This window comes from Rhizobium sophoriradicis (genome assembly GCF_025200795.1).
Classification (GTDB): Bacteria; Pseudomonadota; Alphaproteobacteria; order Rhizobiales; family Rhizobiaceae; genus Rhizobium; species Rhizobium sophoriradicis.
On record NZ_CP104152.1, the window covers coordinates 4173901 to 4200000 of the forward strand.

The 26100-nt window shown below is 61.8% G+C and carries 25 protein-coding genes and 2 pseudogenes (1 of these 27 only partly in view); 10 read left to right on the top strand and 17 right to left on the bottom strand.

Annotation, left to right across the window (positions count from 1 at the left end; translation table 11 throughout):
• Window positions 1–30 precede the first annotated feature (30 nt).
• Window positions 31–768 (bottom strand): response regulator transcription factor, encoded by a 738-nt coding sequence (locus N2597_RS20375; protein WP_190233656.1) that lies wholly within the window; start codon window positions 766–768, stop codon window positions 31–33.
• Window positions 769–1107: 339 nt separating this feature from the next.
• On the opposite strand from N2597_RS20375, the gene N2597_RS20380 reads away from it, so the two are divergent.
• From N2597_RS20380 to N2597_RS20390, 3 genes and pseudogenes are all read left to right on the top strand, one after another.
• On the top strand, window positions 1108–2718 hold the full coding sequence (locus N2597_RS20380) for a phosphoenolpyruvate carboxykinase (protein WP_183597934.1): 1611 nt from the start codon (window positions 1108–1110) through the stop codon (window positions 2716–2718).
• 116 nt (window positions 2719–2834) lie between these two features.
• Entirely contained in the window at window positions 2835–3272 is a 438-nt protein-coding gene (arfB, locus tag N2597_RS20385) for an alternative ribosome rescue aminoacyl-tRNA hydrolase ArfB (protein WP_037142462.1), read from the top strand.
• 1 nt (window position 3273) lies between these two features.
• Window positions 3274–3838: pseudogene (locus N2597_RS20390) on the top strand (alpha-ketoglutarate-dependent dioxygenase AlkB family protein).
• A gap of 25 nt (window positions 3839–3863) precedes the next feature.
• Here N2597_RS20390 and coaA read toward each other — a convergent pair.
• Genes coaA through hisB form a run of 9 tightly spaced genes read right to left on the bottom strand, consistent with a single transcriptional unit; the run spans window position 3864 to window position 9293 of the window.
• The gene (gene coaA / locus N2597_RS20395) at window positions 3864–4859 is read right to left on the bottom strand and encodes a type I pantothenate kinase (RefSeq protein ID WP_010060062.1); all 996 of its coding nucleotides are present in this window, start codon (window positions 4857–4859) and stop codon (window positions 3864–3866) included.
• Window positions 4856–5179: a phosphoribosyl-ATP diphosphatase gene (locus tag N2597_RS20400; protein WP_009991382.1), complete on the bottom strand. Its 324-nt coding sequence runs from the start codon at window positions 5177–5179 to the stop codon at window positions 4856–4858. The genes coaA and N2597_RS20400 overlap by 4 nt, the downstream gene beginning before the upstream one ends.
• A 17-nt stretch (window positions 5180–5196) precedes the next feature.
• The gene (gene hisF, locus N2597_RS20405; protein WP_039617092.1) at window positions 5197–5985 is read right to left on the bottom strand and encodes an imidazole glycerol phosphate synthase subunit HisF; all 789 of its coding nucleotides are present in this window, start codon (window positions 5983–5985) and stop codon (window positions 5197–5199) included.
• Window positions 5985–6731 (bottom strand): 1-(5-phosphoribosyl)-5-[(5-phosphoribosylamino)methylideneamino]imidazole-4-carboxamide isomerase, encoded by a 747-nt coding sequence (hisA, locus tag N2597_RS20410; RefSeq protein ID WP_183597936.1) that lies wholly within the window; start codon window positions 6729–6731, stop codon window positions 5985–5987. Before hisA ends, hisF begins: the two co-directional genes overlap by 1 nt.
• Before the next feature lie 6 nt (window positions 6732–6737).
• Window positions 6738–7295 carry a hypothetical protein gene (locus tag N2597_RS20415; RefSeq protein WP_039617096.1) on the bottom strand — a complete coding sequence of 186 codons (558 nt, stop codon included), beginning with the start codon at window positions 7293–7295 and terminating at the stop codon, window positions 6738–6740.
• On the bottom strand, window positions 7292–7474 hold the full coding sequence (locus N2597_RS20420) for a hypothetical protein (RefSeq protein ID WP_038685919.1): 183 nt from the start codon (window positions 7472–7474) through the stop codon (window positions 7292–7294). Before N2597_RS20420 ends, N2597_RS20415 begins: the two co-directional genes overlap by 4 nt.
• 52 nt (window positions 7475–7526) lie before the next feature.
• The gene (gene hisH / locus N2597_RS20425; RefSeq protein WP_009986217.1) at window positions 7527–8177 is read right to left on the bottom strand and encodes an imidazole glycerol phosphate synthase subunit HisH; all 651 of its coding nucleotides are present in this window, start codon (window positions 8175–8177) and stop codon (window positions 7527–7529) included.
• Between the two features lie 2 nt (window positions 8178–8179).
• Window positions 8180–8662, bottom strand: a complete 483-nt coding sequence (locus N2597_RS20430) for a DUF2628 domain-containing protein (RefSeq protein ID WP_096771437.1) — start codon at window positions 8660–8662, stop codon at window positions 8180–8182.
• Between the two features lie 22 nt (window positions 8663–8684).
• Window positions 8685–9293 carry an imidazoleglycerol-phosphate dehydratase HisB gene (gene hisB / locus N2597_RS20435; protein WP_010033258.1) on the bottom strand — a complete coding sequence of 203 codons (609 nt, stop codon included), beginning with the start codon at window positions 9291–9293 and terminating at the stop codon, window positions 8685–8687.
• A gap of 174 nt (window positions 9294–9467) precedes the next feature.
• Between hisB and hslV the strand changes: the two genes are divergently transcribed.
• The 5 genes from hslV (at window position 9468) to N2597_RS20460 (ending at window position 16261) form a co-directional block, all read left to right on the top strand.
• Complete coding sequence (gene hslV / locus N2597_RS20440) at window positions 9468–9995, top strand: ATP-dependent protease subunit HslV (protein WP_009984477.1); 528 nt, start codon at window positions 9468–9470, stop codon at window positions 9993–9995.
• 115 nt (window positions 9996–10110) lie between these two features.
• Window positions 10111–11418 carry an ATP-dependent protease ATPase subunit HslU gene (gene hslU, locus N2597_RS20445; protein ID WP_038685927.1) on the top strand — a complete coding sequence of 436 codons (1308 nt, stop codon included), beginning with the start codon at window positions 10111–10113 and terminating at the stop codon, window positions 11416–11418.
• Between the two features lie 188 nt (window positions 11419–11606).
• Window positions 11607–12554: a DUF1402 family protein gene (locus N2597_RS20450; RefSeq protein ID WP_096764547.1), complete on the top strand. Its 948-nt coding sequence runs from the start codon at window positions 11607–11609 to the stop codon at window positions 12552–12554.
• 46 nt (window positions 12555–12600) lie between these two features.
• Window positions 12601–14013, top strand: a complete 1413-nt coding sequence (locus N2597_RS20455) for a cytochrome P450 (protein WP_183597938.1) — start codon at window positions 12601–12603, stop codon at window positions 14011–14013.
• A gap of 85 nt (window positions 14014–14098) precedes the next feature.
• Window positions 14099–16261 (top strand): malate synthase G, encoded by a 2163-nt coding sequence (locus tag N2597_RS20460; protein ID WP_183597940.1) that lies wholly within the window; start codon window positions 14099–14101, stop codon window positions 16259–16261.
• Window positions 16262–16435: 174 nt separating this feature from the next.
• Here the strand turns inward: N2597_RS20460 and N2597_RS20465 are convergent, their stop codons facing one another.
• On the bottom strand, window positions 16436–17119 hold the full coding sequence (locus N2597_RS20465) for a L,D-transpeptidase (RefSeq protein WP_183597942.1): 684 nt from the start codon (window positions 17117–17119) through the stop codon (window positions 16436–16438).
• Between the two features lie 179 nt (window positions 17120–17298).
• On the opposite strand from N2597_RS20465, the gene N2597_RS20470 reads away from it, so the two are divergent.
• Window positions 17299–17793 carry an MmcB family DNA repair protein gene (locus N2597_RS20470; protein WP_009991089.1) on the top strand — a complete coding sequence of 165 codons (495 nt, stop codon included), beginning with the start codon at window positions 17299–17301 and terminating at the stop codon, window positions 17791–17793.
• Between the two features lie 49 nt (window positions 17794–17842).
• Here N2597_RS20470 and menC read toward each other — a convergent pair whose 3' ends face one another.
• Together menC and N2597_RS20480 are read right to left on the bottom strand one after the other, a co-directional pair.
• Window positions 17843–18991, bottom strand: coding sequence for an o-succinylbenzoate synthase (gene menC / locus N2597_RS20475; protein ID WP_341356208.1), 1149 nt, complete (start codon window positions 18989–18991; stop codon window positions 17843–17845).
• A 39-nt stretch (window positions 18992–19030) separates the two neighbouring features.
• The gene (locus N2597_RS20480) at window positions 19031–19903 is read right to left on the bottom strand and encodes a MurR/RpiR family transcriptional regulator (protein WP_183597945.1); all 873 of its coding nucleotides are present in this window, start codon (window positions 19901–19903) and stop codon (window positions 19031–19033) included.
• A gap of 313 nt (window positions 19904–20216) precedes the next feature.
• On the opposite strand from N2597_RS20480, the pseudogene N2597_RS20485 reads away from it, so the two are divergent.
• A pseudogene (locus N2597_RS20485) lies at window positions 20217–21016 on the top strand (transporter substrate-binding domain-containing protein).
• Between the two features lie 172 nt (window positions 21017–21188).
• Here N2597_RS20485 and N2597_RS20490 read toward each other — a convergent pair.
• The 4 genes from N2597_RS20490 to lhpI all read right to left on the bottom strand — a co-directional run.
• Window positions 21189–21767: an ActR/PrrA/RegA family redox response regulator transcription factor gene (locus N2597_RS20490; RefSeq protein WP_077992815.1), complete on the bottom strand. Its 579-nt coding sequence runs from the start codon at window positions 21765–21767 to the stop codon at window positions 21189–21191.
• Between the two features lie 67 nt (window positions 21768–21834).
• A complete protein-coding gene (locus N2597_RS20495; RefSeq protein ID WP_039622956.1) occupies window positions 21835–23145 on the bottom strand; it encodes an ActS/PrrB/RegB family redox-sensitive histidine kinase in 1311 nt (436 codons plus the stop codon).
• Between the two features lie 24 nt (window positions 23146–23169).
• On the bottom strand, window positions 23170–25635 hold the full coding sequence (gene hrpB / locus N2597_RS20500) for an ATP-dependent helicase HrpB (RefSeq protein ID WP_183597947.1): 2466 nt from the start codon (window positions 25633–25635) through the stop codon (window positions 23170–23172).
• Window positions 25632–26100, bottom strand: the end of a protein-coding gene (gene lhpI / locus N2597_RS20505) for a bifunctional Delta(1)-pyrroline-2-carboxylate/Delta(1)-piperideine-2-carboxylate reductase (RefSeq protein WP_009997176.1). 479 nt of this gene lie beyond the right edge of the window; the window shows 469 of its 948 coding nt (coding positions 480–948); its start codon lies off the right edge, out of view — the gene reads right to left on this strand; its stop codon occupies window positions 25632–25634. The genes hrpB and lhpI overlap by 4 nt, the downstream gene beginning before the upstream one ends.

A 26100-nucleotide genomic window follows, 5' to 3' on the forward strand; every position in this document is an offset into this window, starting at 1 on the left:
TCAACTATGTCTCGCGCCGCGCCGCTGGGCTCAGGCTGCTTCGCGGAAGCGGTATCCCACTCCGTAGAGCGTTTCAATCATATCAAAATCGGTATCGACCATCTTGAATTTCTTGCGCAGCCGCTTGATGTGGCTGTCGATCGTCCGGTCGTCGACATAAACCTGTTCGTCATAGGCGGCATCCATCAGCGCGTCGCGGCTCTTGACTACGCCCGGACGCTGCGCCAGCGAATGCAGGATCAGGAACTCGGTCACCGTCAGCGTCACGGCCTCGCCCTTCCAGGTGCAGGTATGGCGCTCCTGGTCCATGACCAGCTGGCCACGCTCCAGCGAACGGGCCTGCTGCACGGCCCCGGCCTTCGGCGTGCCGCTCGGGCTCGTGCCGCCGGCGGCCGCGGCTTCGCGGCTCGAAGCGCGACGCAGCACGGCGCGCACCCGCTCGACCAGCAGGCGCTGCGAGAAAGGCTTGGTGATGAAATCGTCGGCGCCCATCTTCAGGCCGAACAGCTCGTCGATCTCCTCATCCTTGGAGGTGAGGAAGATTACCGGGATATCCGATTTCTGCCGCAGTCGGCGCAACAGTTCCATGCCGTCCATGCGCGGCATCTTGATATCGAAAATCGCCAGCTGCGGCGGTCGCGCCAGAAGGCCATCGAGCGCCGAGGCACCGTCCGTATAGGTCTCGACCTTATATCCTTCGGCCTCCAGTGCGATCGACACCGAGGTGAGGATGTTGCGGTCGTCATCAACGAGCGCGATTGTCGGCATGGTGTTGGTCTCCGTCATCAGTGCGCAATCTCCCGGATTTTCGTCGTCCCCAGGCGGTCTCAGTGATCGGATGCGCTTATGGAGGATAAAGGTGGAACAAATTGTGGCAAAGATAAAGGGGAGGATTGTCGTAAAATTCGGCGGCAATCTGAGGTAGCGTGCCCAACTGTTGCAACGCCGCCTCTTCAAACGATTTAAAATAGTAGCAACAAATTTAAATCGATTAATTATTTGATATTGCTGAACTTTCTCAATTTTAGTCTCTTGTGTTTTAAAATTTCTCCCCTTATTTTCGAGATCGGTTTTAACGGCAACGCGCCTGAGTGAAGGGAAGTAGCCATGGAAATGTTCGGAGTTCGTAACCCGGCAACGGAGCTGGCAACGGTTGGATTGGGCGGCGCAGCCAGCGTTCGCTATAACTTTTCCGCCGCAGCGCTGTATGAGGAAGCGATCCGCCGGGGCGAAGCCGAACTGACCGCTCAGGGGGCGCTCAGGGCTCTCACCGGTCAGCATACGGGCCGCTCGCCGCGCGACAAATTCGTCGTTCGTGACGCCAATACCGATGACCAAATCTGGTGGGACAACAACAAGCCGCTCTCGCCGGAGCATTTCGCGCTGCTGCGCGACGATATGCAGGCGCATGCCGCCGGCAAGGATCTTTTCGTGCAGGATCTCGTTGGCGGCGCCGAGGAAGGCCATGCGTTGCCGACCCGCGTCGTCACCGAATTCGCCTGGCATTCGCTGTTCATCCGCAATCTCTTGATCCGCCCGGAGACGGCGGCGCTCGCCACCTTCGTGCCGAAGCTGACGATCATCGATCTGCCGAGCTTCAAGGCCGATCCAGCCCGCCACGGCTGCCGCTCGGAAACGGTGATCGCCTGCGATCTGACCAACGGCCTCGTCCTCATCGGCGGCACGTCCTATGCCGGCGAAATGAAGAAATCGGTCTTCACCGTGCTCAACTACCTGCTGCCGGCCAAGGGTGTGATGCCGATGCACTGCTCGGCCAATGTCGGCCCCGACGGCGACGCGGCGGTCTTCTTCGGCCTTTCCGGCACGGGCAAGACGACGCTTTCGGCCGATCCGGCGCGCACGCTGATCGGCGACGACGAACACGGCTGGAGCGAAAACGGCATCTTCAACTTCGAGGGCGGCTGCTACGCCAAGACCATCCGCCTCTCGGCCGAAGCGGAGCCGGAGATCTATGCAACGACGCAGCGCTTCGGCACCGTGCTCGAAAACGTCGTGCTGAACGAAGCCCGCGAGCCCGATTTCGACGACGGGTCGCTGACCGAAAACACCCGCTGCGCCTATCCGATGCATTTCATCCCGAACGCCTCGGCAACGGGCCGGGCCGGGCATCCGAAGACGATCATCATGCTGACCGCCGATGCCTTCGGCGTCATGCCGCCGATCGCCCGGCTGACGCCGGACCAGGCGATGTACCACTTCCTCTCCGGTTACACCGCCAAGGTGGCCGGCACCGAAAAGGGCGTCGTCGAGCCGGAAGCGACCTTCTCGACCTGCTTCGGCGCCCCCTTCATGCCGCGACACCCGGCCGAATACGGCAACCTGCTCAAGGATCTGATCGGCCGCCACGGCGTCGAATGCTGGCTTGTCAATACCGGCTGGACCGGCGGCGCCTACGGCACCGGCAAGCGCATGCCGATCAAGGCAACGCGCGCGCTGCTCGCCGCCGCCCTCAGCGGCAAACTCGGCCAGGTCGAATTCCGCACGGATACGAATTTCGGCTTCGCCGTGCCGGTTTCCGTCGACGGTGTCGACGGCGGCATTCTCGATCCGCGCTCGACCTGGGCCGACAAGCCGGCCTATGACGCGCAGGCCGAAAAGCTGGTTTCGATGTTCATCGCCAACTTCGCAAAGTTCGAGAATCACGTCGACGGCGGCGTCCGCGATGCGGCACCCGGCGTCAAGGTCGCTGCCGAATAAGCCGAATAGAACAACAGATCTCTGACTCACGTGAAACCCGGCATCGCAGGATTGCCGGGTTTTTCGATTGATGGCCGATATTTTCAACCGGCTGCCGATATGAGATAGAACGCCGCATGGCCAGCGACGCGCTCTATATCGACGACAGGATCACCATCTCAGGATGGGAGCTGACGGAACAGTTCGTTCTGGCAGGCGGCCCCGGCGGTCAGAACGTCAACAAGGTTTCGACGGCGGTCCAGCTGTTTTTCAACGTCGCGAATTCGCCCTCCCTCAATGACCGCGTCAAGGCCAATGCGATCAGGCTTGCCGGCCGGCGCCTGTCGAAGGATGGCGTGCTGATGATCGAGGCAAGCCGCTTTCGCAGCCAGGATCGCAACCGTGAGGACGCGCGCGAACGGCTGAAGGAGCTGATTCTGGAGGCTGCCAAGCCGCCGCCGCCGCCGCGCAAGAAGACCAAGCCGACCAAGGGTTCGGTCGAGCGCCGTCTGAAGGAGAAGTCCGGCCGCTCGGAAGTCAAGAAAATGCGCGGCCGTCCCGGCGGCGGCGATTGACATGCCCGAACTGTCGAACGGCGTCCGCCATCTGCCTGAATATTTCGACCGGTCGCGTCAGGAAGCGCTGGTCGAGGTGATCCGTGCCGTGGTCGCCGAGGCGCCGCTTTTCGTGCCCGTCATGCCCGGCACCGGTGACGGACAAGGAGCGCGGCTATCGCTACCAGCCGACGCATCCTGTCACCGGCAGGCCCTGGCCTGATATGCCGCAGCCATTGCTCGAGATCTGGAATGACGTGTCGGGTTATGAAAAACCGCCGGAAGCCTGCCTCGTCAACTTCTATTCCGACGACGCGCGCATGGGCCTGCACCAGGATAAGGACGAGCGCAATCTGCAGGCGCCTGTCGTCTCGATCTCGCTCGGCAATAGCTGCCTCTTTCGCGTTGGTGGCCTCAGCCGCAACGATCGCACGCTATCTTTCAAACTGTCGAGCGGTGATCTGGTCGTATTGGGCGGCGAGGGAAGGCTGTGCTTCCACGGCGTCGACCGGATTCATCCGGCAACATCGACGCTGTTGAAGAACGGCGGCCGCATCAATCTGACGCTGCGCCGCGTCAATCCCTGAACTGATAGGCTGATATGATGGCCTGCTATAGTTTTCGCAGCGCCACCTGCTCGATCAGATGATCCTTGCCTTTTTTCAGGATGAGATCGGCGCGCGGCCGCGTCGGCAGGATGTTCTGGCGCAGGTTCTTCAGGTTGATGTTCGCCCAGAGATCCCCGGCAATTTCGAGCGCTTCCGCGTCGCTGATCGAGGCGTAGCGATGGAAATACGAATTCGGATCGCGGAAAGCGGTCTCGCGCAGCCGCATGAAGCGCGTGACGTACCAGTTGTGGATCTGATCTTCCGCGGCATCGATATAGATCGAGAAGTCGAAGAAGTCGGACACCATCGGCACGATCTTGCCGCCGGCCGGCAGGTCGCGCGATTGCAGCACGTTGATGCCCTCGAAGATCAAGATATCGGGCCGGTCGACGATCTTGTATTCGTCCGGCAACACGTCATAGACGAGATGCGAATAGCAGGGCGCCTGCACGTCCGGCCGGCCGGCCTTGATCGCCGAGAGGAAGCGCAGGATCGCGGCCGTGTCGTAGCTTTCCGGAAAACCCTTGCGCTGCATCAGCTTTTCCCGCTGCAGCACGGCGTTCGGATGCAAGAAGCCGTCGGTGGTGATGAGATCGACCTTCGGGCTGGAGGGCCAGCGCCCCAGCAGTTCCTTGAGGATACGGGCGGTGGTCGATTTTCCCACCGCGACCGAGCCGGCGATGCCGATGACGAAGGGCGTCTTCGTCACGTCGGAGAGGCTCAGGAAGCGGTTGCGCTGTTCGAACAGCATTTGCGAGGATTCGACATGCGCTGACAGCAGCCGCGACAGCGACAGATAGATGCGCCTGACCTCGTCGAGATCGATCGGGTCGCCCATTGAACGCAGCCGCTTGACCTCGTCGCTCGTCAGCGTCAGCGGCGTATCGGCGCGGAACTTCGCCCATTGTTCGGAAGAGAAGAAGTGGTAGGGCGAATAGGATTCCGACTGGAAGTGATCCAATGTTTCCGGCACCCCGATAATCTCAGTCGCGATACTCATGAACTCTGCCGATTGGCCTTTTCCTTGAGACCGGACTGCGCGGTTCTGCGCTCGAGTTCGGCCATGACATTCTCTAACGGTATTTCAGCAATCTTCAATACGACCAATAGGTGATAGAGCACATCCGCGGCTTCATAGGTCAGATTGTCGCGGTCGCCGGTTACCGCCGCCATCACGGCTTCGATCGCTTCTTCACCGAGCTTCTTTGCCGCTTTCGGCTGGCCGGCGTTCACGAGCTTTGCCGTCCAGGATTCTTCCGGCGAGGCTTTCGATCGCTCTTCAACGATCCTTTCGAGATCGGAAAGGGAAAATCCGCTCATATGTTCGCTTTCAAGCTTCAGTCGAGACGCATATCGATGCCGCACTTCGACATATAGTGTTTGGCCTCGGCCACGGAATAGGTGCCGAAGTGGAAGATCGAGGCGGCGAGCACCGCATTGGCATGACCCTCCTTCACCCCGGCGACGAGGTCGTCGAGGTCGCCGACACCGCCGGAGGCAATGACTGGCACGCGCACCGCGTCGGCAATCGCCCGGGTCAATTCCAGGTCGTAGCCGACCTTGGTGCCGTCGCGGTCCATCGAGGTGACCAAGAGTTCTCCCGCGCCGCGCGCCACCATCTTCTGGGCGAATTCGACGGCGTCGATGCCGGTCGCGTTGCGGCCGCCATGCGTATAGATTTCCCAGGCGCTGAGATTGTCGCCGCCGACCGCCTGCGTGCGCCGGCGCTTGGCGTCGATCGAGACGACGATGCACTGGTCGCCGAACTTGTCGGCCGCCTCGGCGACGAAGTCGGGATTGCTGACCGCGGCCGAGTTGATCGAGACCTTGTCGGCGCCGCAGAGCAGCAGCTTGCGGATATCGGCGATGGTGCGCACCCCGCCGCCGACCGTCAGCGGCATGAAGCACTGGTCGGCCGTGCGTGAGACGACATCGAAAATCGTCTCGCGATTGTCGGAGGAGGCGGTGATGTCGAGAAAGCAGAGTTCGTCGGCGCCGGCCGCATCATAGGCCTTCGCCGCTTCGACGGGATCGCCGGCATCGACGAGATTGAGGAAGTTGACGCCCTTGACGACGCGGCCGTCCTTGACGTCGAGGCAGGGGATGACGCGGGCCTTGAGGGTCATTACGCAGTCTCCTTGGCCCTGCTGGCCTTGATCAGCGCCAGCGCTTGCCTGGGGTCGATCCGGCCGTCATAAAGCGCACGGCCCGAAATCGCGCCTTCGAGCTTGCCTGCATCCGGCTCCAGCATGCGTCTGACGTCGTCGAGCGAGGCAAGGCCGCCGGAGGCGATGACGGGAATGGAGACCGCACCGGCAAGTTCCAGTGTCGAAGCCCAGTTGATGCCGGCAAGGATGCCGTCCCGGTCGATATCGGTGTAGATGATCGCGGCGACGCCGGCGCCCTCGAATTTTTTGGCGAGCTCGATGACGCCGAGTTCGGAAGCTTCCGCCCAGCCTTCGACCGCCACCTTGCCGCCTTTGGCATCGATGCCGACGGCGACATGACCGGGAAATTTCCGGCAGGCCTCAATGACCAGATTAGGATTTCTGACCGCCACCGTGCCGAGAATGACGCGACGCAGCCCGCGCGCGAGCCAGGCCTCGATGTGATCGAGCGTGCGGATCCCGCCGCCAAGCTGCACCGGATTATCAGTCGCCTCGAGGATCGCTTCGACGGCCTCGCCATTGGCCGAATGCCCCGCGAAGGCACCGTCGAGGTCGACCACATGCAGCCATTCGAAACCCTGCTCTTGGAAGGATCTCGCCTGGGCGGCCGGATCGGTGTTGTAGACCGTCGCCTGCTGCATGTCGCCGAGCTTCAGGCGGACGCATTGGCCGCCCTTCAGATCGATCGCGGGAAAAAGGATCATGTCGTCTTACGTCCGTAAACTGGTCGATATCATCAGCGCATTCCACGCATCTACGATATCCGAGCGGAAAAAGACAGCGGCAATGGTGGCCGCGCCGAAAAGCAGAAGAAGCAACAGGGTGACGGTCAAGCCGGCGCGAACCTGGCGCCAGAAGCCGAGGCGTCGCTTCATCGATTTCTCGATGTCGCGCACCTCCCGCAGCGCCTGGCTGTTGACGGCGGCGAGCCGGATTTCCGGCTCCATCGCCTCGACATAGGTTTCGGCATAACTGGCAAGGATCTGCGAGGCGCGGTCGCGCAGCGTATTGCGCAGGTCGGTCGACAGATAATTGCCGGAGACGGCGGCAAGCTCGGCCTCGTTGGGCGAACGGCCGGCATTGCGCTTGCGGTAGCTGAGCACGAAGTCGCGCTTCTGCCGCTCGTAGAGGGCATAGGCAAGCAGGCCGATCAGATCGTCCTCGCCTTCGATATAAAATTCCAGCACGGCTTCAGTGATGTCGCTGGCGTTGATGCCGTTGGCGCGCAGTTGCGAATTCTCGTTGCCGGCAAGGAATTCATGGATCATCGGTCCAGCCTTTCTGTCAACGCCTTGGCCGCATTGGAAAGCGCTCTCCTGTGAATGGTCTCATCGACGCGGCGGATGATCGTTCCATCGGGAAGCCGGATGTCCGAGAAGGGCGGCAGGCCCTCTCTGGAGGGTCTCAGCGTATAGAACACCTTGCCTGATTTCCGCGCAGCCGGCATCGAGCGCACTCCTGTTCCACCTTTTCCATAAAGGAAAAATAAGGCGGCGGTATTACGGGTTCCAGCGCAGGAAATTGGCGATGAGGGCGAGGCCGAGCTTCTGGCTCTTTTCCGGATGGAACTGAGCGCCCACCATGTTGTCGCGCCCGACGAGAGCCGTCATCGGCCCGCCATAATCGACCGTCGCGATGACGTCGTCGGCATTTTCGGCGGCGAGATGGTAGGAGTGGACGAAATAGGCGTGCAGCCCTTGCGCTCCCGTCGGAATGCCGTCGAAGAGCGGATGTTCTCGCTTCAAATCAAGCGTGTTCCAGCCGATCTGCGGAATTTTCAGCGCGGGATCGTCAGGCGTCATCTCGATGACGTCACCGGGGATCCAGCCGAAACCGTGCGTCACCGTCTTCTCGAGGCCGCGCGAGGACATGAGCTGCATGCCGACGCAGATGCCGAGGAACGGCCGCGCCCTCCTTTCGACAGCCTCGACCAGCACCTCGGCCATGCCGGGCACGGCATCGAGGCCGCGCCGGCAATCGGCATAGGCGCCGACGCCCGGGAGCACGATGCGATCGGCGGCGGCAACATCCTCAGCCTTGTCGGTGAGATCGATTTGCGCATCGATGCCCGCCTCGCGCGCGGCCCGCTCAAAAGCCTTGGTGGCCGAGCGCAGATTGCCGGAACCATAGTCGATAATCGCGACGCGCATCGTCAGCGTCCTCCATCAAAACCAAAGAGACCAAGCGATGTGGCCTGGCCATGCGGGCTGCTCGGTCGGGTCTTGTTGTCCCAGCTCGGCACGGCGGCGTCAGTATCGGGCTGGACCGCTTTGTCGGAGAAGTAGACGTCTTCGGCAATGCCGATCGTATCGGCCGCGATGAGCGCGTCTTCGTTCCAGCCCTTGCCGGCGAGGTTGCGAATACGCAGGTTCTGGCCCTCCAGACCGACCAGCAGGTTCACGCCCAGCGTGATTGCCGCTCCCGCCGGCCAGAGACCCGGTTCGTCCATCAGCACGCCGCCGATTGCCTGCATCAGAAAGGCCGCCACCGCGTAGAGCCACAGCCGATGGACCAGCAGCCATGCCCATGGAAACAGTAAACCAAGCCATGTGAAGGCGTCGCGGATCACCCGCGTCTCCTCAAGGCGAGTGCCTGCGCTGCCGGGCGGCGTCAGGAAAATATAGCTGGATGTCATTGTCGCCGCTCCCTTGAGAGGCTCAGACGAGCGTGCCCTTCGTTGAGGGAACACGGCCTGCCTGTCTCGGATCGATCTCTGTCGCCGTGCGCAATGCGCGGGCGACGGCCTTGAAGCATGTCTCGGCAATATGGTGGTTGTTGGCGCCATAATGGTTGAGAATATGCAAAGTGATGCCGGCATTCTGAGCGAGCGCCTGGAAGAATTCGCGGACGAGCTCGGTGTCGAAGGTGCCGATCTTGGGCGCGCTGAAGGCGACGTTCCAGACGAGGAAAGGCCGGCCGGAAAGGTCGACCGCGGCCTTGGTCATCGTCTCGTCCATGGCGAGATCGATCGAGGCATAGCGGGTGATGCCGCGCCGGTCGCCGAGCGCCTTGGAGATCGCCTGGCCGATCGCAATGCCGGTATCCTCGACCGTATGATGGTCGTCGATATGCAGGTCGCCCTTGGCGTCGATTTCCATGTCGATGAGGGAATGCCGCGAAAGCTGGTCGAGCATATGGTCGAAGAAGCCGACGCCGGTCGAAATCTTCGATTTGCCTGTGCCGTCGAGATTGACGGAAACGGAAATCGAGGTCTCGTTGGTCTTGCGGGAAACGCTGCCCGTGCGGCTTGCTGCGGTCTCGGCCATTTGGCCCTCCATCGGAATAAGGCCGTTCCTTATCAGGCGCATCGGCAAATATCCAGAAGCCGGAGCAGAGAAAGCCGGCCCATTTGCAATCGGCTCCGGCCTGCTTACATAGGGCTCAACAAGGCCGATGTGCGGTCGAGGTAAAAGCCCGCATCATGGGCAGACAGGTGTTTTATGACAACGATCATTACTGTTCGAAAAGGCGGCAAGGTGGTGATGGCGGGTGACGGCCAGGTGAGCCTCGGCCAGACCGTGATGAAGGGCAATGCCCGCAAGGTGCGCCGCATCGGCAAGGGCGAAGTGATCGCCGGTTTTGCCGGCGCCACCGCCGATGCCTTCACCCTGCTCGAAAGGCTTGAAAAGAAGCTGGAGCAATATCCCGGCCAGCTGATGCGCGCCGCCGTCGAGCTCGCCAAGGACTGGCGCACCGATAAATACCTGCGTAATCTCGAAGCCATGATGCTTGTCGCCGACAAGTCGACTACGCTGGCGATCACCGGTAATGGCGACGTCCTGGAGCCTGAGCATGGTACGACGGCGATCGGTTCCGGCGGCAATTTTGCTTTCGCCGCCGCCCGCGCGCTGATGGACACCGACAAATCGGCCGAAGAGATCGCCCGCCGCGCCCTCGAAATCGCCGCCGACATCTGCGTTTATACGAACCACAATCTCGTGGTGGAATCGCTGGATGTCGAAGGCTGAACCTTATGCTTTTCGGCCGCTGGGCCGGGATTGACTTTCAGGGACTTGACGAAACAACGACGAATTCCGGCCGGGCGCCGCTGAAGGCCCCGTGCTGCCAGGAGAATGATACGCAATGACCACCTTTTCCCCCCGCGAGATCGTTTCCGAACTCGATCGCTACATCATCGGCCAGCATGACGCCAAACGTGCCGTTGCGATTGCGCTGCGCAATCGCTGGCGCCGCCAGCAGCTCGACCCGAGCCTGCGAGACGAAGTCATGCCGAAGAACATCCTGATGATTGGCCCGACCGGCGTCGGCAAGACCGAGATCTCCCGCCGCCTGGCAAAACTCGCCGGAGCGCCTTTCATCAAGGTGGAAGCCACCAAATTCACCGAGGTCGGCTATGTCGGCCGCGATGTCGAGCAGATCATCCGCGACTTGGTCGAGGTCGGCATCGGCCTGGTGCGTGAAAAGAAGCGGGGAGAGGTCCAGGCCAAGGCGCATGTCAGCGCGGAGGAGCGTGTCCTGGATGCGCTGGTCGGCACGACCGCGTCGCCCGCCACCCGCGAAAACTTCCGCAAGAAGCTGAGGGACGGCGAACTCGACGACAAGGAAATCGACATCGAAGTTGCCGATACCGGTACCGGCATGGGCGGCTTCGAGATCCCCGGCATGCCGGGCGCCAATATCGGCGTACTCAATCTGTCGGAAATGTTCGGCAAGGCAATGGGCGGCCGCACCAAGAAGGTCCGCACCACGGTCAAGGCCTCCTATACCGATCTGATTCGCGACGAATCCGACAAGCTGATCGACAATGAGGTGATCCAGCGCGAGGCCGTTCGTTCGACCGAGAATGACGGCATCGTCTTCCTCGACGAAATCGACAAGATCGCCGCCCGCGACGGCGGCATGGGCGCCGGTGTTTCCCGCGAAGGTGTGCAGCGCGACCTTCTTCCGCTCGTCGAAGGCACGACCGTCTCGACCAAATACGGGCCTGTGAAGACCGACCATATCCTGTTCATCGCCTCCGGCGCCTTCCATGTCTCCAAGCCTTCGGATCTGCTGCCGGAGCTCCAGGGCCGCCTGCCGATTCGCGTCGAGTTGCGGGCGCTGAACAAGGAGGATTTCCGCCGGATCCTGACCGAGACGGAAGCGAGCCTCATCCGCCAGTATCGCGCGCTGATGGAAACCGAAAGCCTGAGCCTCGATTTCACCGACGACGCGATCGACGCACTGGCCGATGTCGCGGTGCATTTGAACTCCTCGGTCGAGAATATCGGCGCGCGCCGCCTGCAGACGGTGATGGAGCGCGTCCTCGACGATATTTCCTACAACGCCCCTGATCGCGGCGGCACGGCCATCACCATCGATGCCGCCTATGTGCGCGAACATGTCGGCGATCTCGCGCAGAATACCGATCTCTCGCGCTTCATTCTGTGATGTCGGCGCACCGCTTCGTCTCTTTACCGGCGTGACTGCCGCATTGTGACGAAATCCACTCTCGACAGCGGGCCTTTTACTTTCTAGTGAAGGCCCGTTTTGTTTTCCGCTGCGGCTTTATTCGGCCAAGATTCTGGTCCAGTCAGCCGCATCGCGAACAGGACGATGAACGGACGGGATAGCGGATCGTGCGACGCCTTTTGACAAGCCTTTTGATTGCCGCTGCCCTGGTGAATTCGGCGCCGGCCTTCGCCATGCAGACGGTTCCGGCGGGCAACCGTCACGCCGAGCAGCCCGATATTCCGGGCGCTTCCGTTCGCCGCACCAAGGGCACCAAGAGCAGCTTCGATCTGAAATACGAGAAGGTCCATGAGCTTCTGGCGACCGATCGCGAGCTGATGGCCAAGATCCGCAAGGTTTCCGGCGCTTACGGCATCAATCCCATCCATGTCATCGGCGCGATCGTCGGCGAGCACACCTATAATGTCGACGCCTATGACCGGCTGCAGGCCTATTATGTCAAGGCCGCCTCCTACGCCGGAGAAAGCTTCCGCTTCGCCTATGACGGCGAAAGCGTCGATGATTTCGTGGCGCGGCCGCAGTTTGCTCAGTGCAAGGGCAAGAGCGATTCCTACACGCTCTGGTCCTGCCGGGAAGATGTCTGGGAAAGCGATTTCCGCGGCAAGACGGTCGGCGGCCAGAGCTTCCCCAATAACCGGTTCAGCGCGGTCTTCTTCCAGCCCTTTTATGCCGGCCAGACTTTTGGCCTTGGCCAGGTCAATCCGCTGACGGCGCTGATGCTCTCCGATCTCGTCAGTCGCGTGTCGGGTTATCCGAAGCTGAACGAGAAGAATGCCGGCGCCGTTTACAGGGCGATTATGGACCCCGATATCTCGCTCGCCTTCGTCGCCGCTTCCATCCGCAGGTCGATCGACGACTACAAGGAGATTGCCGGCATGGATATCTCGGGCAATCCCGGCCTGACAGCGACGCTGTATAATGTCGGCAATTCGCGCCAGCGCGCCGCGGCGCTCGCTGCGAAAAACCGCTCTTCCGGTGCGACCGTCTGGCCCGAAGAGAATTATTACGGCTGGCTGATCAACGACAAGCTGGACGAACTCAAGGGCCTGCTCTAGCTTCAAGCCTGACGGGAACGTTGATCTTCCCCGAAAGGCTTTTCCGATGGACATGCGTCCTGATCCCTTCGTTCCGCCGGCGCCGCTGCCGCGCGCCGTGCCGCCGAGCCGGCTTGAGATCATCCGCATCATCCTGCGCAATCCGCTCGAACTGTGGGGCGAGCCGTCCTACACGCTGCCCTGGATCAAGACGAGTTTCTTCGGTCAGCACACACTGATCGTCAACGATCCCGGCCTGATCAAACATGTGCTGGTCGACAACGCAGCGAACTATCGCATGTCCGACATTCGCCAGCTGGTTTTGCGGCCGATCCTGCGGGACGGCCTGCTGACGGCGGAGGGGCAGGTCTGGAAACGGTCGCGAAAAGCGGTCGCACCCGTCTTCACGCCGCGCCACGCAAAGGGTTTCGCCGGCCAGATGCTCCGGCAATCCGAAGACTACGTCGGCAAATACGAGGGCGCCGGTCCGGCCGGCCAGGTCTTCGATATCGCCGCCGACATGACCGATCTCACCTTTGCTATTCTTGCAGAAACGCTTTTTTCCGGCGAAATCGTCTCCTCCAGCGGCCATTTCGCCGATGACGTCAACCAGCTTCTCCACCGCATGGGCCGCGTCGATCCGATGGACCTGTTGCGCGCGCCCTCCTGGGTGCCTCGGCTTACCCGAATCGGCGGCCAGAAGGTGCTGGAGAAATTCAGGGCAATCGTGCGCGATACCATGGACATGCGGCTTGCGAAGATGAAGGCTGACCGCGCCGCCGCACCGGACGATTTTCTGACGCTGCTTCTCGAGCAGACCGGTCCCGACGGTCTGACCAAGGAGGAGATCGAGGACAACATCCTGACCTTCATCGGCGCCGGCCACGAGACGACTGCGCGGGCGCTGGCCTGGACGCTCTATTGTGTCGCAAACAGTTCGCATATTCGCGAAGCCATGGAAACGGAGATCGACGCGGTTCTCGCAACCGGCGTCGACCCCGTCGAATGGCTGGATCTGATGCCGGTGACGCGGGCCGCGTTCGAGGAGGCGCTGCGGCTCTATCCTCCTGCGCCCTCGATTAATCGCGCCGCGATCGCCGATGACGTCTGGATCAATGCGAAGGGTGAAAGGATCGAGATACCGGCGGACATCACCGTGCTCATCATGCCCTGGACGCTTCATCGCCACGAGCTCTATTGGGACAAGCCACGCGCCTATATGCCGGAACGCTTCTTTCCGGAAAATCGCGGCAGCATCGGCCGTTTCCAATTCCTACCGTTCGGCGCCGGTCCGCGCGTCTGCATCGGCGCGACCTTTGCGCTGCAGGAGGCGGTGATCGCGCTTGCGGTAATGATGCACCGTTTCCGCTTCGACCAGACGGAAGCGACGAACCCCTGGCCGGTGCAGAAGCTGACGACGCAGCCGCAGAACGGACTGCCGATGCGCGTGTCGCCGCGCATAATTTCCCAAGCGGCATAAATCTTTCGAATTATTGCGGAATTGACTGTGAATGAAAGCCGGGCAAAGTGGCAGCATTCAAAGTCGTTGCCAGGGAGAATGTCGAATGAGCCGTATTGATAAGAACGGTCTTACCGTCGAAGCCGTCCTTCATGATTTCCTCGTCCAGGAGGTTCTGCCCGGTCTGGCGATTGATGCGAACAAGTTCTTTGCCGATTTTTCGGCGATCGTCCATGATCTCGCCCCCAAGAATCGAGCGCTGTTGAAGAAGCGCGACGAGCTGCAGCTCAAGATCGACGACTGGTATCGCCAGCACGGCGCTCCGACGGATATGGATGACTACCAGTCTTTCCTGCGCGCAATCGGCTATCTCCTGCCTGAGGGGTCGGACTTCCAGGTTTCGACCCAGAATGTCGATCCCGAGATCGCCTCGATCGCCGGTCCGCAGCTCGTCGTTCCCGTCATGAACGCGCGTTATGCCCTCAACGCTGCCAATGCCCGCTGGGGTTCGCTCTATGATGCGCTCTACGGCACGGATGCCATTCCCGAGAGCGACGGCGCCGAAAAGGGCAAGGGATACAATCCGAAGCGCGGCGAGAAGGTCATCGCCTGGGTGCGCGATTTCCTCGATGCATCGGTGCCGCTGCAGGAGAGCAGCTGGAAGGATGTCGGCAGCTTCGCCGTTAGGGATGGCGCGCTTGTCATCAAATCGGTCGACGGCGAACAGGCAATACTTAGGGATGCCGGGCATTTCGCCGGATATCGCGGCGATGCCGCCGCTCCGACGCATCTTCTTCTCAAGAACAACGGCATCCACGTCGAGATCGTCATCGATCCGGCAACGGCGATTGGCAAGACCGATCCGGCCCATATTTCCGATGTCTGGCTCGAATCGGCAATCACCACGATCATGGACTGCGAGGATTCAATTGCCGCCGTCGACGCCGAGGACAAGGTCGTCGCCTACCGCAACTGGCTCGGCCTGATGAAGGGCGATCTGCAGGAAGAAGTCGCAAAGGGCGACGCGAGCTTCATCCGCAAGCTCAACCCCGATCTGGAATATACAGGTCCGGATGGGACCGCCTTCGAACTGCATCGCCGCTCGCTGATGCTGGTGCGCAATGTCGGCCACCTCATGACCAACCCGGCCATTCTCGACCGTGACGGCAACGAAGTGCCCGAGGGCATCATGGATGCCGTCATCACCGGCCTGATCGCGCTCTACGATATTGGCCTGGCCGGCCGCAGGAAGAATTCCCGCACCGGCTCGATGTATGTGGTCAAGCCGAAGATGCATGGACCGGAAGAAGTCGCCTTCGCCGTCGAGATCTTCTCGCGGGTCGAGGATGCGCTTGGGCTGGCGCGCAACACCATCAAGATGGGCATTATGGACGAGGAGCGCCGCACGACGGTCAATCTCAAGGAATGCATCCGCGCCGCCCGCGAGCGCGTCGTCTTCATCAATACCGGCTTCCTCGATCGCACCGGCGACGAGATTCATACCTCGATGGAAGCTGGTCCGATGATTCGCAAGGGTGACATGCGCCAGGCCGCCTGGATATCGGCCTATGAGAACTGGAATGTCGATATCGGCCTAGAATGCGGCCTCGCCGGCCATGCGCAGATCGGCAAGGGCATGTGGGCGATGCCGGATCTGATGGCGGCGATGCTGGAGCAGAAGATCGCCCATCCCAAAGCCGGCGCCAACACCGCCTGGGTGCCGTCGCCGACGGCTGCGACGCTTCACGCGACGCATTATCATCGCGTCAACGTCGCCCGTGTCCAGCAGGGGCTGAAGGATCGTGCCCGCGCCAAACTCTCCGACATTCTCTCGGTGCCGGTCGCGGTACGGCCGAACTGGTCTCAGGAGGAAATCCAGCGCGAACTCGACAACAACGCGCAGGGCATCCTCGGCTACGTCGTGCGCTGGGTCGATCAGGGCGTCGGTTGCTCGAAGGTGCCCGACATCAACAATGTCGGCCTGATGGAGGATCGCGCCACTTTGCGCATTTCGGCCCAGCACATGGCGAACTGGCTGCATCACAAGGTGGTCAGCGAAGCTCAGATCGTCGAAACGATGAAGCGAATGGCCACCGTTGTCGACAAACAGAACCAGCAGGACCCGGCCTATCGGCCGATGGCCGGCAATTTCGATGGGTCGATCGCTTTCCAGGCCGCTCTCGAGCTGGTGTTGAAGGGCAGGGAACAGCCGAACGGCTATACCGAGCCGGTGCTTCACCGCCGCCGCCTCGAGCTCAAGGCCAAGTAGGCCGGTTGAGCGCCTAGCATGTCGCGCAAAACTATGCAGCGGTTTTGCGCCAACGACAGGCGCAAAAACAAGGAGCTAAAGCGCAACGAGCGAATCTGAAGATCGCGACGAGAATAAGAAAGGCCGCCGGAACGATGGTCCGGCGGCCTTTTTTATACCGATTAGGCAATTACCTTACTGGATGACGACGACCTTGGACGTGCCCTTGCCGGGACGAACGCGGCTGTAGAGGTCGATGACGTCCTGGTTCATCAGGCGAATGCAGCCCGAGGAAGCGGCGGTGCCGATCGAAGCCCATTCCGGCGTGCCGTGCAGGCGGAAGAGCGTGTCCTTGCCGTCCTCGTTGAAGAGATACATGGCGCGTGCGCCGAGCGGATTGCTGAGACCCGGGCCCATGCCGTCTTCGACATATTTGGCGACGTCGGGGCGGCGAATGGCCATTTCCTTCGGCGGGTGCCAGGTCGGCCATTCCTGCTTCCAGGCGACGTAGGCGGTGCCCGCCCATGCAAAGCCCTGCTTGCCGACGCCGATGCCGTAGCGCATCGCCTTGCCGTTGGGCAGGATGTAATAGAGGAAGCGCTCGCGCGTGTTGACGATGATCGTGCCGGGACGCTCGGTGGTCTGGTAGCTGACGACCTGGCGGCGGAACTGCGGCTTGACCCTGTCGATCGGGATCGCCGGCAGGGAGTATCCGGCATCCTTCGTCACGCCATAGGCGTCATTGAAGATTTGAGCAGTCTGTACCGTCGGGCCTGCGCCCTTGTCGTCGACGGATGCGCTGTCTGATGTCGTGGAGCAGCCGGCCAGTGCGAGCGTCGTCAGCAGGCCAAATACAGGGAATGCATTGCGAATGCGCATAGATGACTCTTGAAGTTTTCGGGCAAGGAGAACGGTCTTTCGACCATCGTTGATTATGGTTTATTTTCGATTAACTTGCGCTTTGCAAGGCTGCTGCTGGGCGGCAAATCCGTCTGCCGCGCAAATTAAAAGCGCATGGTTTTTTTGCAACAACACGCCAGCCCCTGGGATGGTTATCCATGACGATTTTGAGCGTTTACAATAACAATCCGTTAATCGATGGCCGGCAATCGGACAGGGCCATGATGGTGCGGCGGGGAACGCAGATATTGCTGCATGAAATGCGCCACGCCGTGCTGCCCGAACTGCCGCTCGCCAGCGGCCGCCGTGCCGATCTGATTACCATTTCGGAAAAGGGCGAGGTCTGGATCATCGAAATCAAGACCTCGATCGAGGATTTCAGGGTGGACCGCAAATGGCCGGAATACAGGCTGCATTGCGACCGGCTGTTCTTCGCGACTCACGAAGGCGTGCCGCTCGACATCTTCCCGGAGGAGTGCGGGCTTTTCCTCTCGGACGGCTACGGCGCCCATATGCTTCGCGACGCGCCGGAACACCGTATGGCGCCGGCCACACGCAAATCCGTCACGCTCAATTTCTCGCGTGCCGCCGCCCAAAGGCTGATGATGGCCGAATGGGCGAACGGAAAACCGTTCACGGTGGACGACGTCTAACGGCGTAGGAATCCGCCCTCCTGCAAACGATCCGACATGCGAGAGAGTTCTAAAGCGCAAGGCGCGAACTGGAAGGATCGCGGCGCGCCTTATTGGAAACGGCAGCATATGCGCGCGAAACACGCGTCAGGCGTTCTGAATTGGGCCAAAACCCATGGCCAGGCTGATCCGATGCCGTGATGCGCCCCGGTCCGCTAAGGACGATTTCCGGCTCCGAGAGATCCGTCTGATAAAGCCGATCGCTTGGGAAGATGTCGCAGGGATATTTGACGTTGGAGAGCGTCGACAGCGCGAGCGCCGGTCCTTGTCCGACAGCGGATTCAAGCATGCCGCCGATCCAGCAGGGAATATTGCGGGCAGCGCAGAGGTCATGAATGGCGATTGCATTGGTCAAGCCGCCGACCCGGCCGGGCTTGATGTTGATCCAGCCGCAGGCGCCGATATCAATCGCCTTTCGGGCCCGGTCGAGCGATGTGATGCCTCGTCCCAGGCAGATCGGCGTCTTCAGTTCGGCTTGGAGACGCGCGTGGTCTATGAGGTCGTCATAGGCAAGCGGCTGCTCGATCATCGCGAGGCCGAATCGGTCGAGTTCGCGAAACATGGCGATATCATCAAGCGTGAACGCGCTGTTGCAATCGACATGCAGAACCGCATCGGGGAAGGCTTCGCGCACGCGGGCGACCATTTCGAGCCCCCATCCACGACGGAATTTCAGTTTCGTCCTCTGGAAACCGTCCTCCTGCGTCTTGCCGACCGCTGCGACGAGTTCGTCGAGATCATCCAGCACCGATATATCGGCGCCGACGATTGCGTCCGGTCCCTTTCCGCCGATCATCTTCCAGAGCGGCTCGCCGGCGAGCTTCGCGGCAAGATCCCACCAGGCGGTATCGAGGCCGGCCTTCGCGAAATGATTGCCCTTCAGCGGCGCCAGTTCCTCCTGCAGAATTTCAGCACTGTCGATGCGCTTGCCGATCAGTGCCGGCGCCATGACGTCGCGTAGCAGCGCAAAAGCGCCGGAAGCCCATTCCGGCGAAAACTGCGGCAGGCGATAAGGTGCGGTCTCACCCCAGCCGTCTTGGCCCTCTCCCCTCAACCGAACCAGGATCGAGTCGATGGTGGTCTCCTCGCCAAAGGCCGTCCGCCATGGCGCCTTGAGCGGCATCGCAACGTGGAAAAGCTCAATTTCATCAATCAGCATCGCATTTCCTTCTGCTCCGGCCCCAATGCCGGAGCGACATCAATTGCTGGGGTCGATCTCTTCCATCAGCGCAAAGAGATCTTCGATGCGGCTCAGCCTCTCGCGCCCTCCTTCGCCGGCCGCGGCAACGACTTCGGTGCAGAGGTAGTTGGCAAGACTGATCACCGCGACATAGGAATCGAACAGCGACATGCCCCGCACCTGGCAGGGAAAGGTCCAGGTCGCAAACTTCGGGGTGGTGACCGCTACGCGATCGGTGAAAAAGGCGATGGGCACGCCGAGATCGCGAACGATCTTCATCGCGCGCCCCAGCGCCGGCGTTCGGCGTCGCAGGCCGACGGCAATCATTAGATCGTCAGGCGTAGCGCCGGCCAGCTCCTCCATCAACGTCTGCCCGGCAGCCGGGAGAAGCGTGACGTCGGAGCGGACCTGGATCAGTTGCCGGCGGAGGTAGGCGGCGAAAAAGTAGCTGTTGCGAAAGCCGAGAACCCAGACTCGCCGAGCCGTGAGGCAACGGCGAACGACCTCGCCGAGATCGTCAGGACTCACCGCCTCGAAGGTCTGACGCAGATTGGCGATATCGCGCTCGAGATGCTGTTGCAGACGGGTGCTGTCGGGCGCGGGTCCGAGCAGGCCGGTATTGAGATAAACCGGCTCTCCGGCTTCCTGCGCCTCCCGGACCTCGCGCTGCATCTCGCGATAATCCTGATAGCCGAGGCGTTTGACGAAACGGGTAACGGCCGCTTTCGAGACGCCGCCGCGCTCGGAGAGCTCCGTCGCTGAATAAACCAGGAGGTCGCCGGGAAATTCCAGGATCAGATCGGCGAGCGCGCGCTCGCTGCCCGGAAGATCGTCGTACTGGCACTGGATGCGTTTTTCGAGCATGCGCGGCTTGCGCGTCGCTTCTGTCATGAAGGCCTCATTTCGTGGTCGGATTAAAACACTAGTATCGATCTGTTGACAATCTGAAATTTGTGTATCGTAATTGCCAGCAGGGAACGACGCCGAAAAATATGGGCGCGCCAAAGGGGAACTGGGATGAATGGCAGAGCCGCGGCACTGCACATGCCGTCGCACGCTTTCGTATAAGCCCATGACCGTCCAGTCGCGCAAGGAAGATTCGTCTTGCCTGCCTTGGTCGCTCGTTGCCGCACCGCAGACGTGCCCTGCACGTCGAATTTGCACGCCTGCCACTGACGAACGCCAAACTGGAAAGGAACAATCAATGCATAAGAGGCACTTCATCGCTATCCTTGCCGCCGCCGTGGGAAGCGCCGCCCTCAGCCTGGCCCTCCCTGTTTCAGCAGCCCGTGCCGACACGTTGTCGGACATTACGTCCAGCAAGACGGTCCGCATAGCGGTCCCGCAGGATTCCCGCCGTTCGGTTCTGTCGGCACCGACATGAAGCCTCAGGGCTATGATATCGACATGGCGACGCTCATCGCTGAGAAACTCGGGGCGAAGCTCGAGATGGTGCCGGTAACATCCGCAAACCGCGTACCATATCTGCAGACGAAAAAGGTCGATCTGGTAATCTCGAGCCTTGGCAAGAACCCGGAACGCGCAGCGGTGATCGACTTCTCCGATGCTTACGCGCCCTATTTCAACGGCGTCTTCGCTCCAGACGACGTGGCGATCAAATCGCTTGACGATCTGTCCGGAAAGGTCGTCGGCGTGACCCGCGGTTCGATCGAGGATTTGGAGCTCACGAAGGTTGCGCCTGCCGATGCGACCATCAAGCGCTACGAGGACAATATCGGCACGATCTCGGCCTTCCTGTCGGGTCAGGTCGTAGCAGTGGTGACCGGCAATGTCGTGGCCGCCGCAATTCTTGACAAGAATCCGCCCCGTAAACCCGAACTGAAGTTCCTGATCAAGAACTCGCCCTGCTATGTCGGTATGAACAAGAACGAGCCGGAACTGATGGCCAAGGTTAACGAGATCATCGCCGCCTCCAAGAAGGACGGCACGTTGGACGACATCTCGATGAAGTGGCTTCACCAGCCGCTCGACAAGAGCCTGTGACCGTAAAAAGCTGGGCCGGTCGTGCGACTGGCCCGGGAGCCTGGCGAGGCCCGGCTGAAGCCGTAACGGCCGATGTGGAGCTCATCAGCTCTTCTTCATTTATTTCGGCCTGCCGCAGCTTGGCTTGCGCCTGAGTGAGATTGAGGCCGCCAATCTGACGGCGGCGTGTTTGCTATTTCGGCGCGCGTTTGGCGAGGATGCGCTGCAGCGTGCGCCGGTGCATGTTGAGCCGGCGCGCCGTTTCCGAAACATTGCGCTCGCACATTTCATAGACCCGCTGGATGTGTTCCCAACGCACCCGGTCGGCTGACATCGGGTTTTCGGGAAGCTCCGCCTTTTCGCCCGGCCGCTGCGTCAGCGCCGAGAACACGTCGTCGGCATCGGCGGGCTTTGCGAGATAGTCGACGGCCCCGAGTTTTACCGCCGTCACTGCCGTGGCAATATTGCCGTAGCCGGTCAGTACGATGATCCTGGTGTCGTCGCGCCGCTGGCGGATCGCTTCGATGACGTCGAGCCCGTTGCCGTCGCCGAGCCGAAGGTCGACCACCGCATATTTCGGCGGTCGCCCTTTCGATTTTGCAACGCCTTCGGCGACTGATTCGGCGGTCTCCACCTGGAAGCCGCGTGTCTCCATCGCCCTGGCCAGCCGGCGCAGGAACGGCCCGTCGTCGTCAACGATCAGCAGGCTAGCGTCGGGACCGATATGGTCTTCATCTGAGGCGGCGAGATTTTCATGAGTTTGTTCTGTCATCGTCTTCGGTCCCGGCGGTTCCGCGCCCGAGCTCGGTCAACCGCAAATCCTGTTTATGCCCATAATTTCATTTTGTCGAATTTGCATCTATCAGCATCCGCGGCCATTCGATGCGGATGCGCGCGCCGGCACTTTCCGGGTCGCGGTTCTCGAAAATCAGCGATGCGCCGGAGCGTTCCAGCAGCGTCTTGGCGATGAACAGTCCGAGCCCGAGCCCGCCGGCCGTATCCTCCTTCTGCCGCTTGGTCACATAGGGCTCGCCGATCCGCGTCAGAATATCGGGCGCATAACCGTTGCCGTCGTCCTCGATGACGATCCGCACCTTGTCGTGATCATGCTCGACCGTCACGGTCACCTTCTCCCGGGCATAGTCGACGGCATTTTCGATCAGGTTGCCGAGCCCGTACATAATACCAGCATTGCGGTCGGTCACCGGTTCGTCCTTGCGCGGGCTTTTTTCGATCAGCTCCAATCGGATACCGAATTCCCGGTGCGGCGCAACGATCTCCTCGATCATCGAAGACAGCGGCAGGCGGCGCATATGCGCCTCGTCTTCCGAGGAAAGCGTCGTCAGTCGCCGCAGGATGTCACGGCAGCGTTCGCTCTGGCTGCGCAGCAGCATCACGTCCTCGCGGAAGCGGTCGTCGTCCTTGAGTTCCCGCTCCATTTCCTTGGCGACGACGCTGATCGTTGCAAGCGGCGTTCCGAGCTCGTGGGCGGCCGCCGCCGCCAGTCCGTCAAGCTGCGAAAGGTGTTTTTCCCGCTGTAGCACCAGTTCGGTCGCAGCCAGCGCATCGGCAAGCTGACCGGCCTCCATCGAAACCCGGTAGGCATAGAAAGCGGCAAACGCCATTGTCGAGGCGATCGAGCACCAGACGCCGAACTGCATGACATTGTGGACGTTGATCTCCGCCCCGTCGAACCAGGGCAGCGGAAAGGGGGAAAAGGCAAGCACGGTGATGCAGACCATCGCAACGCCGATCAGCGCGGTGCTGTAACGGATCGGCTGCGAGGCAAAGGAGATAATAACAGGCACGCAGACGAGCGCTGCGAAAGGATTGGCAAGGCCGCCGGTGATGAAAAGCAGTGCGCAGAGCTGCAGAAGATCGAAGCCGAGCAGTGCAAATGCAGCCGGTGGTCCCAGCCGGTGTGTCGGAGGGTAGCGGATCGTCAGGTAGAAATTCACCCCGGCAAGGGCGGCGATCAGCGAGGAGCTGGCGATCAGCGGCAAGGGAAATTTCAGCCAAAAGGCAACGACGAAAACCGTCAGCGCCTGCCCACCGACCGCAAGCCAGCGCAGCCGCACCAGCGTCTGCAGGCGCAGCCTGCGGCTGCTGTGCCGATCCTCCAGCGTGGGGCTTTCCGTCTTGTCAATCATGCCGAGGGGCTCCTTCAATGGGCCTCATGTACCACGCGGTTTTGCCCGTGTCGTCGGCAACGCCTCTTCCGGCCGCTCCGGCCAGGGATGGCGGGGATAGCGGCCGCGCATATCGGCGCGCACATCCCTCCACGAGCCGGCCCAGAAGCCCGGCAGGTCGCGTGTCGTCTGGATCGGCCGGTGCGCCGGCGAGGTGAGTTCGAGCAGCAGTGGCAGGCGGCCTCCGGCAATCGCCGGGTGCTGCTTTAGGCCGAACAGCTCCTGCACGCGGATCGTCAGAACCGGCTCCTCGCCTTCATATTGGATTGGATGCCGCTGGCCGGTCGGCGCTTCGAAATGGGTCGGCGCAAGCCGGCTGAGCTCGCGTTGCAACGCGTGCGGCACCAGCGACATCAGGCCGTTCGACAGCCCGGCCGCTGAAATTTCGGAGAGGCCGCGGGCTTCGGTCTGAAACGGGCCGAACCAGTCTTCCAGCCGGGAAAGCAGGGCCTCATCGCTGACATCGGGCCACGGATCGCCGATCGTCCTGTAAAGAAATCCGATCCGCTCGCGAAGCTGCACGGCCTCCTTCGAGAAGGCAAGCTGATCGAGCCCGCGCTCGCGCACGCCTTCCATCAGCGCCTGGGTGACCGCGGCCCCTGAGGGGCGTGGCAAGGGTGTCTCTTCGAAGACGATCGCGCCGAGCCGGGTTGCTCGCCGCGCCCTGACTTGCCGACTTTGCCGGTCGAATAAGATTTGATCGCCGGTTTTGATCTCGCCCGGCAGTTCGGCTTCGATGTCGCCGCGGGTTACCTCGGCTGCCGCCAGAACCCGCGCCTGCGCCGCCCGTCCGGTCAGGTCGGCGATGACAAGCATCTGGCTGCCGGCCAACCTCTCGGTTTCCGGCAGCTCGGCGCCGCGCCCGTTCGCCATCACGAATCGGCCGCGCCCGCCGCGCTGAAGCGCGATCCGATCCGGAAAAGCATGCAGCAGCAGCTGCCCCGCAAGCGCCGGCGCCGCTGCGGCAACTCTGTCGAGGCCGCTTGCCAGCCGCCCGGCCAGCCGCCGCGAGGCCTCTGCTCTTTCGCCGCGCTCGGCCTTGAAGCGCCGCAGCCGCTCCTCGATGTCGATATTCGTTCCGCCCAGTCCCTGTTCAGTGAGAAGCACGGCGATCAACGCCGCATCCCTGGCATGTCCGGATTCGCCTGATGAAACCACCATGGCGGCAAGCCGCGGCGGCAGAGCGAGATCGCGCATCATCTTGCCGCGCCCCGTCAGCGCTCCATCCTTGTCGAGCGCGCCGAGCTGGCCGAGCAGCGCCCGCGCCTCCTTAAGCGTTGTCTCCGGCGGCTGGTCGACAAAAGCAAGCGATGCCGGATCCTGGACGCCCCAATGGGCGAGATCGAGCACCAGGCTGGAGAGATCGCTGGAAAGGATCTGCGGCGGCGTGAAGGCCGGCAGGGCCGCCGTCTGTCCCTGGTGCCACAGCCTGATGGCAATGCCCGGTTTCGTTCGGCCGGCACGGCCGGCTCGCTGATCGGCGGAAGCCCGCGACACGCGCACCGTCTCCAACCGGGTAATTCCGGTTGACGCCTCGAATACCGGCAGGCGCTGCAGCCCGCTGTCGATCACGATCCTGACGCCGTCGATGGTGATCGAGGTTTCGGCAATCGACGTCGAAAGCACGATCTTGCGCGTTCCGGCAGGTGCCGGGCGGATCGCCGCATCCTGCTCCTTCTGGCTGAGATTGCCGTAGAGCGGCGCAATCAGTGTTTCGGGTCCGAATCGTCCTGCCAGGCGTTCGGCGGTTCGCGTGATTTCCGCCTGGCCGGGCAGGAAGGCCAGGATCGAGCCGGCCTCATTGGCGTGTGCGTCGACTATCGCCCGCGTGACGGCATCCTCGATGCGCTCGCCGCCCGGTCGATCCTGGTAACGGATATCGATCGGAAAGCTGCGCCCCACGCTTTCGATGACAGGCGGATGGTCGAGCAGGGCGGCCACACGTTCGACGTCGAGGGTCGCCGACATCACGAGGATGCGCAGATCCTCGCGCAGGGCGGATCGAACGTCGAGCGCCAGCGCCAGCCCGAAATCGGCATCGAGCGAACGCTCGTGGAATTCGTCGAAGATCACGGCGGAGACACCGGTGAGTTCGGGATCGTCGAGGATCATCCGGGCAAAGACCCCTTCAGTCACCACTTCGATCCGTGTCGCCGCCGAGATCCGGTTGTCGAGGCGCATGCGGTAGCCGACCGTGCCGCCAACCTGTTGACCGATCAACGACGCCATCCGGCTTGCCGCCGCCCGCGCCGCCAGCCGCCGCGGCTCCAGCAGGATGATCTTGCCGTCGCCGCGCCAGGCCTGGTCAAGCAGGTAAAGCGGCACGAGCGTCGTCTTGCCCGCGCCAGGCGGCGCGGAAAGGACGGCGCGCCCCTCATTGGCCAACGCCGCACCGACGGCCGGCAGGACGTGTGAAACCGGAAGCTCCGGCAATGATGCGCTGATCGTCACTTTCGGCCCGTCACTGTCTCATAGGCGAGAATCGCCCCGGCAAGATCCTCGAGCGCTGCACCGACCGACTTGAACAGCGTGATTTCGTCATCATGGCTGCGCCCGCCCTGGGCACCACTGACCAGTTCCGCGAGCTCGGCCCGGATATCGCTTTCCCTGAGCACACCGCTTTTCAGCGGCTGGACGATATCACCGGCCTCGCTGACGGCGCCGGCGCGGGTATCGACATAAACCGAAGCACGGCGGATGGCCTCGTCGTCGCTTTCGCGCATGCTCGGCTTGAAGGCGCCGACGAGATCGAGATGGGCGCCTGATTTCAGCCATTCGCCTGAAATCAGCGGCTCGCTGGAAAGCGTGGCGCAGGAAATGATATCGGCCGTTCGCGCCGCCGCTTCCACATGGGTGACCGCCTCGGCATCCAGCCCGAGCGCCCGTGCTTCAGTCGCGATCTTTTCGGCAGCTTGC

Bases quoted from the DNA above. Each gene is read 5' to 3' on its own strand.
- hisA (WP_183597936.1), bottom strand. From the start codon at position 6,731: ATGATCCTTTTTCCCGCGATCGATCTGAAGGGCGGCCAATGCGTCCGC.
- hslV (WP_009984477.1), top strand. From the start codon at position 9,468: ATGACAACGATCATTACTGTTCGAAAAGGCGGCAAGGTGGTGATGGCG.
- N2597_RS20380 (WP_183597934.1), top strand. From the start codon at position 1,108: ATGGAAATGTTCGGAGTTCGTAACCCGGCAACGGAGCTGGCAACGGTT.
- N2597_RS20480 (WP_183597945.1), bottom strand. From the start codon at position 19,903: ATGACAGAAGCGACGCGCAAGCCGCGCATGCTCGAAAAACGCATCCAG.
- N2597_RS20420 (WP_038685919.1), bottom strand. From the start codon at position 7,474: ATGCCGGCTGCGCGGAAATCAGGCAAGGTGTTCTATACGCTGAGACCC.
- hisB (WP_010033258.1), bottom strand. From the start codon at position 9,293: ATGGCCGAGACCGCAGCAAGCCGCACGGGCAGCGTTTCCCGCAAGACC.
- hisH (WP_009986217.1), bottom strand. From the start codon at position 8,177: ATGCGCGTCGCGATTATCGACTATGGTTCCGGCAATCTGCGCTCGGCC.
- N2597_RS20460 (WP_183597940.1), top strand. From the start codon at position 14,099: ATGAGCCGTATTGATAAGAACGGTCTTACCGTCGAAGCCGTCCTTCAT.
- N2597_RS20430 (WP_096771437.1), bottom strand. From the start codon at position 8,662: ATGACATCCAGCTATATTTTCCTGACGCCGCCCGGCAGCGCAGGCACT.
- N2597_RS20455 (WP_183597938.1), top strand. From the start codon at position 12,601: ATGGACATGCGTCCTGATCCCTTCGTTCCGCCGGCGCCGCTGCCGCGC.
- hslU (WP_038685927.1), top strand. From the start codon at position 10,111: ATGACCACCTTTTCCCCCCGCGAGATCGTTTCCGAACTCGATCGCTAC.
- hisF (WP_039617092.1), bottom strand. From the start codon at position 5,985: ATGACCCTCAAGGCCCGCGTCATCCCCTGCCTCGACGTCAAGGACGGC.
- coaA (WP_010060062.1), bottom strand. From the start codon at position 4,859: ATGAGTATCGCGACTGAGATTATCGGGGTGCCGGAAACATTGGATCAC.
- N2597_RS20465 (WP_183597942.1), bottom strand. From the start codon at position 17,119: ATGCGCATTCGCAATGCATTCCCTGTATTTGGCCTGCTGACGACGCTC.
- N2597_RS20400 (WP_009991382.1), bottom strand. From the start codon at position 5,179: ATGAGCGGATTTTCCCTTTCCGATCTCGAAAGGATCGTTGAAGAGCGA.
- N2597_RS20495 (WP_039622956.1), bottom strand. From the start codon at position 23,145: ATGATTGACAAGACGGAAAGCCCCACGCTGGAGGATCGGCACAGCAGC.
- N2597_RS20415 (WP_039617096.1), bottom strand. From the start codon at position 7,295: ATGATCCATGAATTCCTTGCCGGCAACGAGAATTCGCAACTGCGCGCC.
- N2597_RS20375 (WP_190233656.1), bottom strand. From the start codon at position 768: ATGCCGACAATCGCGCTCGTTGATGACGACCGCAACATCCTCACCTCG.
- menC (WP_341356208.1), bottom strand. From the start codon at position 18,991: ATGCTGATTGATGAAATTGAGCTTTTCCACGTTGCGATGCCGCTCAAG.
- N2597_RS20490 (WP_077992815.1), bottom strand. From the start codon at position 21,767: ATGACAGAACAAACTCATGAAAATCTCGCCGCCTCAGATGAAGACCAT.
- arfB (WP_037142462.1), top strand. From the start codon at position 2,835: ATGGCCAGCGACGCGCTCTATATCGACGACAGGATCACCATCTCAGGA.
- N2597_RS20470 (WP_009991089.1), top strand. From the start codon at position 17,299: ATGACGATTTTGAGCGTTTACAATAACAATCCGTTAATCGATGGCCGG.